This is a genomic window from Streptomyces viridosporus, from assembly GCF_002078235.1.
Classification (GTDB): Bacteria; Actinomycetota; Actinomycetes; order Streptomycetales; family Streptomycetaceae; genus Streptomyces; species Streptomyces viridosporus.
Genome location: NZ_MSGP01000169.1, coordinates 1 through 10,526, shown reverse-complemented (window position 1 = coordinate 10,526; position 10,526 = coordinate 1). Strand labels below are relative to the sequence as shown.

10 protein-coding genes and 1 pseudogene are annotated in these 10,526 nt (G+C 65.4%); 8 read left to right on the top strand and 3 right to left on the bottom strand.

Annotation, left to right across the window (positions count from 1 at the left end; all coding sequences use genetic code 11):
* Nucleotides 1–323 precede the first annotated feature (323 nt).
* Nucleotides 324–506 (bottom strand): annotated as a pseudogene (locus B7L92_RS42300) (aminotransferase); the annotation flags it as partial.
* A gap of 165 nt (nucleotides 507–671) precedes the next feature.
* Here B7L92_RS42300 and B7L92_RS13165 point away from each other — a divergent pair.
* The 3 genes from B7L92_RS13165 to B7L92_RS13155 are packed head-to-tail and all read left to right on the top strand — an operon-like array spanning nucleotide 672 to nucleotide 3,523.
* Nucleotides 672–1,139, top strand: coding sequence for a hypothetical protein (locus B7L92_RS13165; RefSeq protein WP_081237601.1), 468 nt, complete (start codon nucleotides 672–674; stop codon nucleotides 1,137–1,139).
* A gap of 9 nt (nucleotides 1,140–1,148) precedes the next feature.
* A complete protein-coding gene (locus B7L92_RS13160; protein ID WP_081237600.1) occupies nucleotides 1,149–2,972 on the top strand; it encodes an alpha/beta hydrolase in 1,824 nt (607 codons plus the stop codon).
* A 14-nt stretch (nucleotides 2,973–2,986) separates the two neighbouring features.
* Nucleotides 2,987–3,523 (top strand): hypothetical protein, encoded by a 537-nt coding sequence (locus tag B7L92_RS13155; RefSeq protein ID WP_255310926.1) that lies wholly within the window; start codon nucleotides 2,987–2,989, stop codon nucleotides 3,521–3,523.
* Between the two features lie 93 nt (nucleotides 3,524–3,616).
* On the opposite strand, the gene B7L92_RS13150 is transcribed toward B7L92_RS13155, so the two are convergent.
* Nucleotides 3,617–4,807 carry a pyridoxal phosphate-dependent aminotransferase gene (locus B7L92_RS13150; RefSeq protein ID WP_081237598.1) on the bottom strand — a complete coding sequence of 397 codons (1,191 nt, stop codon included), beginning with the start codon at nucleotides 4,805–4,807 and terminating at the stop codon, nucleotides 3,617–3,619.
* Between the two features lie 356 nt (nucleotides 4,808–5,163).
* On the opposite strand from B7L92_RS13150, the gene B7L92_RS40290 reads away from it, so the two are divergent.
* On the top strand, nucleotides 5,164–6,546 hold the full coding sequence (locus tag B7L92_RS40290) for a hypothetical protein (RefSeq protein WP_143626314.1): 1,383 nt from the start codon (nucleotides 5,164–5,166) through the stop codon (nucleotides 6,544–6,546).
* A 386-nt stretch (nucleotides 6,547–6,932) separates the two neighbouring features.
* Nucleotides 6,933–7,625 carry a nuclease-related domain-containing protein gene (locus B7L92_RS13140; protein WP_081237596.1) on the top strand — a complete coding sequence of 231 codons (693 nt, stop codon included), beginning with the start codon at nucleotides 6,933–6,935 and terminating at the stop codon, nucleotides 7,623–7,625.
* On the opposite strand, the gene B7L92_RS13135 is transcribed toward B7L92_RS13140, so the two are convergent.
* Nucleotides 7,626–8,384: a GntR family transcriptional regulator gene (locus tag B7L92_RS13135; protein ID WP_081237595.1), complete on the bottom strand. Its 759-nt coding sequence runs from the start codon at nucleotides 8,382–8,384 to the stop codon at nucleotides 7,626–7,628. It lies immediately after the preceding gene.
* Nucleotides 8,385–8,573: 189 nt separating this feature from the next.
* Between B7L92_RS13135 and B7L92_RS13130 the strand changes: the two genes are divergently transcribed.
* From B7L92_RS13130 to B7L92_RS13120, 3 genes are all read left to right on the top strand, one after another.
* Nucleotides 8,574–8,903 carry an SCO3933 family regulatory protein gene (locus tag B7L92_RS13130; RefSeq protein ID WP_081237594.1) on the top strand — a complete coding sequence of 110 codons (330 nt, stop codon included), beginning with the start codon at nucleotides 8,574–8,576 and terminating at the stop codon, nucleotides 8,901–8,903.
* Nucleotides 8,904–8,905: 2 nt separating this feature from the next.
* The gene (locus tag B7L92_RS13125) at nucleotides 8,906–10,246 is read left to right on the top strand and encodes an FtsK/SpoIIIE domain-containing protein (RefSeq protein WP_081237593.1); all 1,341 of its coding nucleotides are present in this window, start codon (nucleotides 8,906–8,908) and stop codon (nucleotides 10,244–10,246) included.
* Nucleotides 10,247–10,321: 75 nt separating this feature from the next.
* Nucleotides 10,322–10,501 (top strand): hypothetical protein, encoded by a 180-nt coding sequence (locus tag B7L92_RS13120; protein ID WP_081237592.1) that lies wholly within the window; start codon nucleotides 10,322–10,324, stop codon nucleotides 10,499–10,501.
* Nucleotides 10,502–10,526 lie beyond the last annotated feature (25 nt).

Genomic DNA, 10,526 nt, shown 5'->3' with positions numbered 1-10,526 from the left:
GGAGCGGCGCGTGCGTGACGGCCCGGACCTGGTCCCGGACCGTCACGCACGCGCCGCTCCTTCTCCTTCGCGCCGGGCGCCCACAGGGCGGCCACGAATGACGCTTGTTGTCGTCTGTCTCCCTGAACCTCTCCCTGCAGTACGAGTCGTCGCCCGTGTCCCTCGGCGCCATGGGCGAGGCCTTGAGCGACTTCGAGACGTGGTTGGGGTCGCAGGGCTGAGTGACCAGGACCGTGAGAAAGCTCGGCGCGACGGATCGATGCGCGAGGGCGCCGCCTCACGCACCAACGCGGAGACGGTTCCTGCTCAGCGGGCCCCGCGCCCTTCAGCCGCCGCGCCGCCTCCTCCAGGGCCGGTCGCTGCTTGCAGAACGCGAACCGCACGAAGGGAGCGCCCGCCTCCCGGTGGTTGTAGAAGACCGCCGTGGGGATGGCGACGACGCCCGCGCGTTCCGGCAGGGCCCGGCAGAAGGCGACGTCGTCGCTCTCGCGCAGGGACCGGCTGTCGAGGACCGGGTTCAACCTGAGTACACATACTCAGACGCCATGGTGGCCGATACGGATGGGGCCCGTGGTGCGAAGGAATTACGGTACGTCCTGGTCGCCGTAGCGCTGGCATTACTGGTCTGCATCTGCTCGTCGACACAGGACGAACATGGGGAGGAACCACGCATGGCGTGGGGTGAGTGGGAACAACTCAAGGCAGCGGCGGCCGAGCGGCACACCACGCAGACGCAACTCAATCAATTGCCTGCCGACCAAGGCGGTACCAGTTCCGGGGACAGGGGCGGCGGTGCCGACAAGCTGAGGTCCGACAAGGCTGCGTGGACCAAGGCGGGGGAAGGCGTCGGGTCATTGCGGGAAAGTCTCAGCAAGGCGTGGGTGAAGGTGGAGTCGGGCCAGACGGGACTCGGGAAGGGGCCTGGATGCCTGACCGCAGCGGCCCAGCAAGGCGTCTACGACTCCTGGAAGCGCTATGTCAAGGACGTGGGCGAGGTGTGCGACGGGCTTGCTGGCGTACTGGAGAAAGCGGGCAGCGACCAGCTGCGGACCGATGAGGCCATCGAGGCCGAGATCGCCAAGCTGAAGACCGAGTACTACGAGGACACGCCCGTCGGCGGCCAGGCCAAGGGGCGGTGACCCGAGCACATGGACCACCTGACGCTCAAGGCCCTCAAACCGACCGAGTACGCGGAGGCGGCGGACGGGTACCGCGCGATCAGCAGCATGGCCGATGCGGCCAGGGACCGGATCGACAAGCAGATCACCGTGGCCATGCGGAAGGCCAATGAGGGTGAGGCCGCGGACGCGGCGCTCAAGCAACTACGGAAACTGTCGGAGAACTTCCACTACACCCAGGTCGAGTGCGGCCTGATCACCGGAGCTCTTGACGGCTTCTCGTCCGAGATCGCCGCTCCCAAGCGACGCCTGGCCGAGGCGCTGGACGATGCGGCCGCGCTGGCATACACCGTCAACGAAGACGGCACCATCACGTATCCCGCCGGCGGTAAGAGCGAACTCACCGGTGAGCCGATCCCCGGCGGCACTGTTCTGGGCAACAACGGCCTGATCACGGGCAACGACACAGGGTTTCAACCACCGGGGCTGGTGCCGAACAGCCCTCAGTTCAAGAACCCGAACCCGCACCACGCCAAAGCCGTGGACATCGCGGACCGCATCGCCCACGCCGTACGGGAAGCCCAGGAGATCGACGACCGGTACAGCAAGGCGCTGAACAAGCTCAAGGCGGCGCCGGGGCTGAACGTCGACGCCAAGACATGGGCGGACGTGGCATCCGATGTCGATGCGGTGAGTTCAGCGGCCAGTGAATACCTCCAGGACCACATCCCGTTGGGCAAGTCACCCGCCGACCGCAAGGAGTGGTGGGACAGCCTCAGCAATGAGGAGCGCGAGGAGTACAAGACGGCCTTCCCGGAAATCATCGGCAACTTGGACGGGGTCCCGTCAGCGGTCCGCGACGAAGTGAACCGGGAGAACATCCACCTTCTCATCGCGCAGTTGGAGGGCCGGCACGATGAGACGTCCAAAGAACAGCTCGAAGGATTGAAAGAGATCCAGAAGAAGCTCAATGCGGGAAGTCAGCCACCCATGTTCCTCCTGGGGATCGGTCTCGAAGGGAATGGGAGGGCGATCGTCGCCTACGGGAACCCTGACACTTCAAAGAACGTCTCGGCTTATGTTCCCGGTCTGGGCACCAAGCTCGACTTTGAATTTGCCGATGGCACAGTGAAGCGCGCCTTCTATACGGCTGTGGAAGCCCAGAAGCTGGATGCGTCCTCATCATCGATAGTATGGCTCGGCTACGATGCACCTCAATCGATCGACGTGATGACTGCGAACGACGCCGAGCGCGGTGCCCCCGCGTACAACAGCTTCATGAGCGCGATTTCGGCAACCAATGAGAACGCCGATCCTCACGTCACCGCCATCGGGCATTCCTATGGATCTCGGCTGGTAGGGGGCGCCACGCAAGAGGTGGGAGGGATTCCGGGCGCTGATGACATCATCCTCGTCGGAAGTCCCGGCGTCGGCGTTGACAAGGCGGAGGACCTGGGTGTGGGCAAGGGGCACGTCTGGGTGGGCGCGGCGGAGAACGACATCGTCACCAAGCTTCCCTCGCCGAAGGAAGCTTTGGCAGGAACCATGGGATTCTTCGGGGGAGGGCCGCCCGGCGCGTACCTCGGAGGAGAGATCGCTGACCGGGGTGACGACGACATCTGGTTCGGCAGAGATCCTGCAAGCAAGGCGTTCGGTGCCAACAGATTCGAGACCCTGCCCGGACCGGAGCTTGTTCAGCCGTCCTTCCCCGACCTCTTGGATTCGAAGTTCGATATCGAAGCCCACAGTAATTACTTCACTCCGGAAGAAGGAAAGGACAAGATCTCCGCGCAAAACATCGCTGCCATTGTCGCAGGGTATCCGGAATACGTCATAAGGGAGATGCCGCGATGAAGGGAAGGGTTGCAGTGGTCGCAGCACTGGTACTGCTTCTTACCGGATGCGGCACGACGGGTTCCGCGACCTCAGGTAAGGAAAGCCAATCGAAGATGAACCTGCAAGAGGCCGCCGACAGGGCGGATGAGATCCTGGACGAGGCGTTTGCAGCCATCAAGCCCCCCGTCGAGTGGACACATAGGTACTCCATGCCGGGCGACTGCTATGTAGACCGTGATCGTGCCGTCATGACGATCATCTCTGCCGAGCGGCGTGGCAGCTTCCTCGGCGTGCTGGAACGACACTGGAAGAGCAAGGGCTACAAGCTCGTCGCCACGAGTCCGAACGGGCTCGTGGCCCACTTCAAGACACAGGACGGCTTCCAGCTCGAAGTCCTGATCGGGCCCAATGGTCAGGCCCACCTGAGCGTCACCACCCCGTGTGTGGAGAAGTCCGAGGTCGCTCCGCCGACCAGCAAGCCGAACGGCCCCGACTATTCCGGGCAGGAGCTGCCGGCGCCGAACGTGCGGTCGACCTTTTGGTCGAGCGACGCGCCCGTCTCGGGTTGACGTACACGTCCGGAAGTCGGGCTTTGAAGCTTCCCGGACCGGTCCCGGGTGTTTCCGCACTGTCCTGTCGTCTCCCTCGCTCCTGAGTGGAGTTCAGGACGCCAGGCGCCGCAGGCGGTCGACGGCCTCGGAGAGGGTGCCGTCCTTCTTGCAGAAGGCGAAGCGGACCTGATTACGGCCGACGTCGGGGGCATCGTAGAAAACGGAGTTGGGGATGGCGACGACGCCGCAGCGTTCGGGAAGCGCACGACAGAAGGCATAGGCGTCCTTCTCACCGAGGGGGGTTATGTCGGTGGTGATGAAGTACGTGCCCTGCGGCTGGTAGACCTCGAACCCGGCAGCGCGCAGGCCGTCGCCGAGCAGATCGCGCTTGCGCTGGAGGTCGGAGCGGAAACCGTCGAAGTACGAGTCCGGCAGCGCGAGGGCCTCGGCGACCGCGTACTGGAACGGGCCCGCGGAGACGTACGTCAGGTACTGCTTGGCCGAGCGGACCGCCGTCACCAGCTCCGGCGCGGCCGTGATCCAGCCGACCTTCCAGCCGGTGAACGAAAAAGTCTTGCCGGCGCTCGAGATGGTCACGGTCCGCTCCCGCATGCCGGGGAAGGTCGCCAGCGGCACGTGTTCGGCGTCGTCGTAGACCAGGTGCTCGTACACCTCGTCGGTGATCACCAGCAGGTCGCGCTCCACGGCCAGCTCGGCGATCGCCGCCAGCTCCTCGCGGGTCAGGACGGTGCCGGTCGGGTTGTGCGGGGTGTTGATCAGCAGCAGCCGGGTGCGGTCGGTGACGGCGTCGCGCAGTTCGTCCAGGTCGAGCCGGAAGCGGCCGTCCCGCGGGCGCAGGGTGACCGGCACGCGCCGGCCGCCCGCCAGGGCGACGCAGGCCGCGTAGGAGTCGTAGTACGGCTCCAGGGCGACCACCTCGTCGCCGGGCTCCACCAGGGCGAGCAGGGCGGCGGCGATCGCCTCGGTGGCGCCGGCGGTGACCAGGACCTCGGTGTCGGGGTCGAAGGAGAGGTTGTAGCGGCGCCGCTGGTGCGCGGCGACGGCGGTGCGCAGCTCGGGGACGCCCGGGCCCGGCGGGTACTGGTTGCCGCGGCCGTCCCGCAGCGCCCGTACGGCCGCCTCCCGGACCTCCTCGGGGCCGTCGGTGTCGGGGAACCCCTGGCCCAGGTTGATGGACCCGGTCCGCAGGGCCAGGGCGGACATCTCGGCGAAGACCGTCGTCCCGAACTCGGCGAGCCGGCGGTTCAGGAGGGGGCGCGGGCTGGAGGTCATGTCGGCCATCCTGCGCCGAAGCTCTGGACTTCCTCAACTCAGGTTCGCTGAACGGCACCTGCGTCGCTGTCTGCTACACAGTGCGCGACCAGGGGCGGAGCCTTTGCGGGTTGTCGTCGTCTGTCATCGTTGAGCACCCCCGCACGGCCCATAGACGGCCCAAGTGGGGTGCCTTGGTGTGTGTAGCGACATCATGCCGGGCCATCCCGCTCCTCAGTCATCCGTTGTCGATGCCGTCACGATGCTGGGAAGCGCGGCGTCGCGAAGCCTGTCATGCCGGCCCACTCATGTACTCGTCCGTCGCCAGTTCGTGACGCTACAGTCGTCTTCGTGGGGTGTTGGCATCTTCTGGGGGGAGCGCGAGCGTGCAGCAGTCATCATTTCTGCTCATCGGTACGGATGATAGAGAGTTCTCTGCTAACAGACTGAAAGTTGCAGGGATTCCCTATAAGCGGAAGAGTCTTTATTCGCTGCCCTCAAACTGGGAGAAAACTGTTCAGCTCCTTGAGGACCCCTCGCTTACTGCTGTGCTGGGGAAACTTACGGCACCTCTCTTCAGGCTTATCGCCGAAAGCGAGGATCACGCCGAAGTGATTCCGCAGCTTTTTGGTGCCGTAGGTAAGAAACCCCATATGATCTTTGTTCATACGGCTGTGCTTGAGGGAATCGATCTCGATGCCTTTGCTCAAAGCTATGCCGTGGAGGGCGAGGATGAAGATCCCCTTGTGCATGAGAGCTATGTAGAGTGGCTTAAGAATCATTTCTATACGCCGCCCTCTGAGGAAATAAGGGAAACCGTCCTCGCGCTCCTGGATGACGCGAACGTATCCCTCACTCCTTACAAGAGCAACGCCGAGATGTCCACACTCGCGGCATCTTTTATTGACGACTACGAGAGTAATCTCCTTTTCAGGGTCTATGTCCCTGCTGGGCGCCTGTACGCCGCTGAAGCCGACCGACTCTTGGCGCTTTTTCATGACTGGCTTACGCAGGTTGGGCGACATTCTGTTCGGCAGGATGGATACTCTACGGCGGCGGGCCGTGTTTACGAATTTTTTGGGGACGCTAATCTTCTACCTCAAGAGATGTCGCAAAAATTCAGCGAGTTTTCTGACTTTTTGGACCTGTGCGCCGTTGATCCTGATTCCGCCGAGGCCGAACTAGCAGTTCGAGGCTTGGGTCAAGCCTCGGCTGCCGACATCGTCACGCGCTACGGGCGGTCGGTGCGTCGCATCAATACGGATTTGCGGCACGAGCGGGAAGCTCGCATGCTGTCCATTCGGCACAGGCTTGAGTCGGAGTTGCTTGACATTTCTGAAGGGGGAGAAGTTGACTCGGTAGTTCTCGACAGCTTCGTAAGCTCTCTGACTCCAAATCCCACGGCGTCGAATAGTATCGGTGTTATTTCGGCGACATCGATGCCTCATTTCCCAGCTGGGGCCACAATCAATGTAAATCAGCAGATCTTTCACAGTCTGCAAGGTACTGTTGTGCAAAGCATTCAGGGGAGTGTGAATCTTGGGCCTGAAGCAAAGGAGCTACTGCAGCTGATCGCAACTCATGGTGGTGCCGAGGCGGGTGCCTTGGAAAGTGCCGTTCATGAGCTAGAAGATCCAGATGCTCGGCAGGCGGAGAGGTTGGGCGCGAAGGCAAAGTTGAGTGCCTTCCTGTTGCGTGTACGCGACACGGTTGAAGCCGCCGGACTCAGTGCGCTTCAGAAGTACCTGGAATCCAAATTGGGTGTATAGAGAGGTAAATGCGGCGAACCGTAGTGTCATAAGAGAGGTCGGTGGAGCGGCTTTGGGCGGGAGCTGCTTTGGGGCGAGTGATCATGGCCCCGTAAGCTTCCGGCGCGTCGGGCAGTCTGTGGACCTGCCCGTTAAAGCACGACGTTGGGGCCATGATCTTCGAGGCTCGCCCCAAAGTGGCTGCCTAAAGCCGTGGAGCCGACCGCCCCAGCCACGACGTGTTCTGACCTCATGCCGCCGGCCAACCCTCACCAGGGCGCGCGTCGGCGCAGCGCGGGCGAAGCGGGCCGAAGGCAGGAGCGGCGCCCGGAGCGGAGCCGGGAAGCGCGCCCGGCGGAGCGGAGCGCAGCCGGGGCTTGATGAGGTAGAGAAACCTGTAACAGCTCATGGCCGAGACGGGTCTTGGCGCTGGTAATGCCTCCGTGGTGATCTGGCAACGATGGCTTGCGGGAGGGGGAAAGGTGCAGCCGTTACCGGATGACTTGGCACGGAACCGGCCGGGTGACGCGGTGCGCCGCAAGATCCAGGAGTTGCAGCCGAACCCCGTGCTGAGAGTGATCGACCGCTGGCGGCCCGATTCGGAGATTCGTAGTTGGGCGGACGGGCTCGCGGGCGAACGGCTCACGGCTCGGAGGCTGGGCAGGCTCCGGGGGCGTGGTTGGTTCCTCCTCCACGCCATTCAGTGGGCGAGCGGCGCAGACGTTGACCACCTCGCCATAGGCCCCGCCGGCGTCTTCTCCATCAACTCCAAACGACACCGGGGGAAGTCCGTCTGGTACGGCGATGCCGCCATCACGGTGAACGGCGCCCCGACCCGCCACATCGCAGCCAGCCAATCCGAAGCGCGCCGCGTGTCCCGTGCCCTGTCCCGGCACTGTGGAGTCGGCGTTCCCGTCCGCCCCGTGATCTCCGTGGTGCACGCGTCGAAGCTGACCGTCAAGGGTGCGAACCCTCCGGTACTCGTCCTGGATGTCGAAGCCCTCGGCCGGGTCCTGTCGGGGCTCTCACCGACGCTCTCCACCGACCAGGTGGCGCACATCTACGGCGTGGCACGGAGGGCGCAGACCTGGGCCGACTGATCAGGCGTCGAAGTCGTACTCCAGCACATACGAGGCGGAGTCGAGGGTCATCTCGTTCACCTCGACCGGGCGTCCCTCATCCGCGAATGCTGTACGGCAAATCATGATCACAGGAGTACCCGTGGAGAGCTGGAGTCGGCTCGCCTCCTCCTGCGACGGCATCCGGCAACGGATCTCCTCGCGGAAGTGCACCGGCTTGTAACCGAGCTCGGCCAAACGGGCATAGGTCCCCCCGGGGCCGGTGTCCTCCTGGGTGATCGCCGAACCCGCCACCAGGTCCGCGGGCAGATAGGACGTGGCCAGCAGGACAGGCTTGTCGTCCAGGACGAAACGGCGGCTGCGCACGCACACCGGCGCGTCGGCCTCGATACCGAGTACCTGGCTGATCCGCTCGGGTGCGTCTGCCTCGTAGACCTGCACTTGGTCGACCACCAAAGTGCGGTCCTCGATGTCTGCTGACCAGATGGATCGTCCCGAACCCCACTGATCACGAGACAACCGCTGAATGCCCCGCCGCCTGAGCGGCTTGAAGTCGCGCACGAACACGCCGGCGCCCTTACGAGACTCCGCAAGACCCTCGTTCTGAAGCACGCCGAGCGCCTGCCGTGCAGTCATGCGGGCCACTTCGTAGGTGGCCATGAGGTCGTTTTCTCCTGGTAGCCGATCACCTGGGCCGTATTCGCCCGCCTGGATCGCTTCCCTCAGCTCGTCCGCGATGCGCTGGTACTTCGGCTGGCGTCCGCTGCCCTGGGTGGCCATGTGATCCCTCCTCTCTTCTCTAGACACCTTAGGGGCGATCGTCTGTTCACCCCAACTGGTGGCTCGCCTCAGCGGCCAACCTGAAACCTCTCTAGAGACGTGTTGACATCTCTAGAGAGGTGCCGTTTTATGGAGTCATCTCTAGAGAGGTTGCTCACAAGGGGCGACCTCAGGGACGAGGGGACCGCTATGCCGTCGTTCAAGATCGACACGTCGACCGCTGTGGTGTTCGTGGCGACCGCCCCGGTGCCGAAGCTGGTCAACCAGAAGACCGGGGAACGGGCCATGGATCGGGAGACCGGCGCGGGGCTGTCGACCGTGGGCCTGCTGGTCTCGGACGAGGGGGAGGGGAACCTGTACCAGGTGACCGTCCCGGAGACGGGGATCTCGGAGGGCCTGGTGCCGGGCATGCCGGTCCGGGTCGTCGGGCTGAAGGCGCGGGACTGGGAGAACGAGTTCAACGGCCAGAAGCGGCACGGGATCTCGTTCCGCGCGGTCGCGATCACGGCGGCGGCCTGACCATGGCCGACCTGACGATGTGGCTGGAGGCCACGGGAGCCGTAGCGGGCGCCGGCGGTCTCGGCTACGCGAAGGTACACGCGCCGCGCGTGTACTGGTCGCTGGTCGGGATGCCGGTCACCTGGGGCCGGTTCGCGCTCTCCTACCGGTCGACCATGGACGTGTGCGGGCTGACGGTGCAGCCGTCGGGCCTGCGGGCGTTCATGACCCGCAACGTCGTTCGCCGTGAGGTGCAGCCGGTCCCGCCGAAGATCCGCCGGATCCGCCCGACCTCGACCGGGCTGCGGGTCACCTTGCGGCTGCCGGCCGGGCTGGAGCCCGCCGACGTGATCGCCTCCTCGGAGCGGCTGCGGCACGCCTGGGGCGTGCACGCGGTGACCGTGGTGGAGACCAAGCCCGGGTTCGTGGAACTGCGGATGACCGGCTATGACGTGCTGCGCCGGGTGCGCATGCCGCGCCACGCCGCGCCGCACGACCTGGTGGTGCCGGTGGCGCTGCGGGAGGACGGGACCGCCTTCGAGCGGGACTACCGCAAGGCCCCCATGGCGCTCACCCTGGGCGCGAACCACTCCGGCAAGTCGATGTACCTGCGCAACCTGATCAAAGGGCTGGCGCAGTTGCCGGTGGCGCTGGTCGGGATCGACTGCAAACGCGGTGTCGAACAAAGGGCGTTCGCGCCCCGGCTGTCGGCGCTGGTCACCACCCCGGACGACGCGGCCTCGCTGCTGGCGGTGCTGGTGGCGGAGATGGAGACCCGCTTCGACCTGCTGAGCCGGCACGGCGTCTCCGACGTGTGGGAGCTGCCCGCGGACGCCCGGCCGGTGCCGGTCGTGGTCCTGGTCGATGAGGTGGCGGAACTGTTCCTGATCTCCGCGAAGAAGGATGAGGAACGCCGCGAGAAGATCGTGACCGCGTTGATCCGGCTGGCGCAGATGGCCCGCGCGGTCGGCATCCACCTGGAGATCTGCGGGCAGCGCTTCGGCTCCGACCTGGGCAAGGGAGCCACCATGCTCCGCGCCCAGCTCACCGGCCGCGTCGTGCACCGCGTCAACGACAAACAGACCGCCGAAATGGGCCTGGCCGACGTCGCCCCGGACGCGGTGCCGGTCGCGGGCCTGATCCCGATGGAACGCCCCGGCACCGCCGTCGCCGCGGACTCCACGGGCGGCTGGTCGAAGATCCGCACCCCGCACACCTCCCGCGCGGACGTCGTCGCGGTCTGCCGGAGGTTCGCCCACCTGGTCCCGGACCTTCCCGCCCTGGAGCCCTTCCGCCCCTACGTGCCCGCCGAGGCGCCGGCGACCGGTCCGTCGCTGGTCAAGCCCCGCCCGGTCACCGACTAGCACCCCCGCTCCACCGGTCGGCGCGACCGCCTCGCGCCAGGTCCCTACCCGAGCCATGCCCAAAGAGAGGACGCCATGGCCGAACGGAAGACCACCCGCCGCCGCAAGCCCGCCCCGACGCCGTGCCCGGACTGCCGGGCCGGGCAGACCTCGGAGTCCTTCCAGGTCGGCGGTCGCCGCAAGCGCCTCAGCGACGACCGGCAGGAAGCCCTCTGCCTGACCTGCCTCGGCTCGGGCGAAGCCCCCGCCCACTGACACCGGCCGGGACCGGGCGGCCGGA

What these genes read in the sequence shown, in the direction of transcription:
- B7L92_RS13130 (WP_081237594.1), top strand. Translation starts at nt 8,574, where the DNA reads ATGCCGTCGTTCAAGATCGACACGTCGACCGCTGTGGTGTTCGTGGCG.
- B7L92_RS13120 (WP_081237592.1), top strand. Translation starts at nt 10,322, where the DNA reads ATGGCCGAACGGAAGACCACCCGCCGCCGCAAGCCCGCCCCGACGCCG.
- B7L92_RS13140 (WP_081237596.1), top strand. Translation starts at nt 6,933, where the DNA reads ATGGCCGAGACGGGTCTTGGCGCTGGTAATGCCTCCGTGGTGATCTGG.
- B7L92_RS13165 (WP_081237601.1), top strand. Translation starts at nt 672, where the DNA reads ATGGCGTGGGGTGAGTGGGAACAACTCAAGGCAGCGGCGGCCGAGCGG.
- B7L92_RS13150 (WP_081237598.1), bottom strand. Translation starts at nt 4,807, where the DNA reads ATGGCCGACATGACCTCCAGCCCGCGCCCCCTCCTGAACCGCCGGCTC.
- B7L92_RS13125 (WP_081237593.1), top strand. Translation starts at nt 8,906, where the DNA reads ATGGCCGACCTGACGATGTGGCTGGAGGCCACGGGAGCCGTAGCGGGC.
- B7L92_RS13160 (WP_081237600.1), top strand. Translation starts at nt 1,149, where the DNA reads ATGGACCACCTGACGCTCAAGGCCCTCAAACCGACCGAGTACGCGGAG.
- B7L92_RS13135 (WP_081237595.1), bottom strand. Translation starts at nt 8,384, where the DNA reads ATGGCCACCCAGGGCAGCGGACGCCAGCCGAAGTACCAGCGCATCGCG.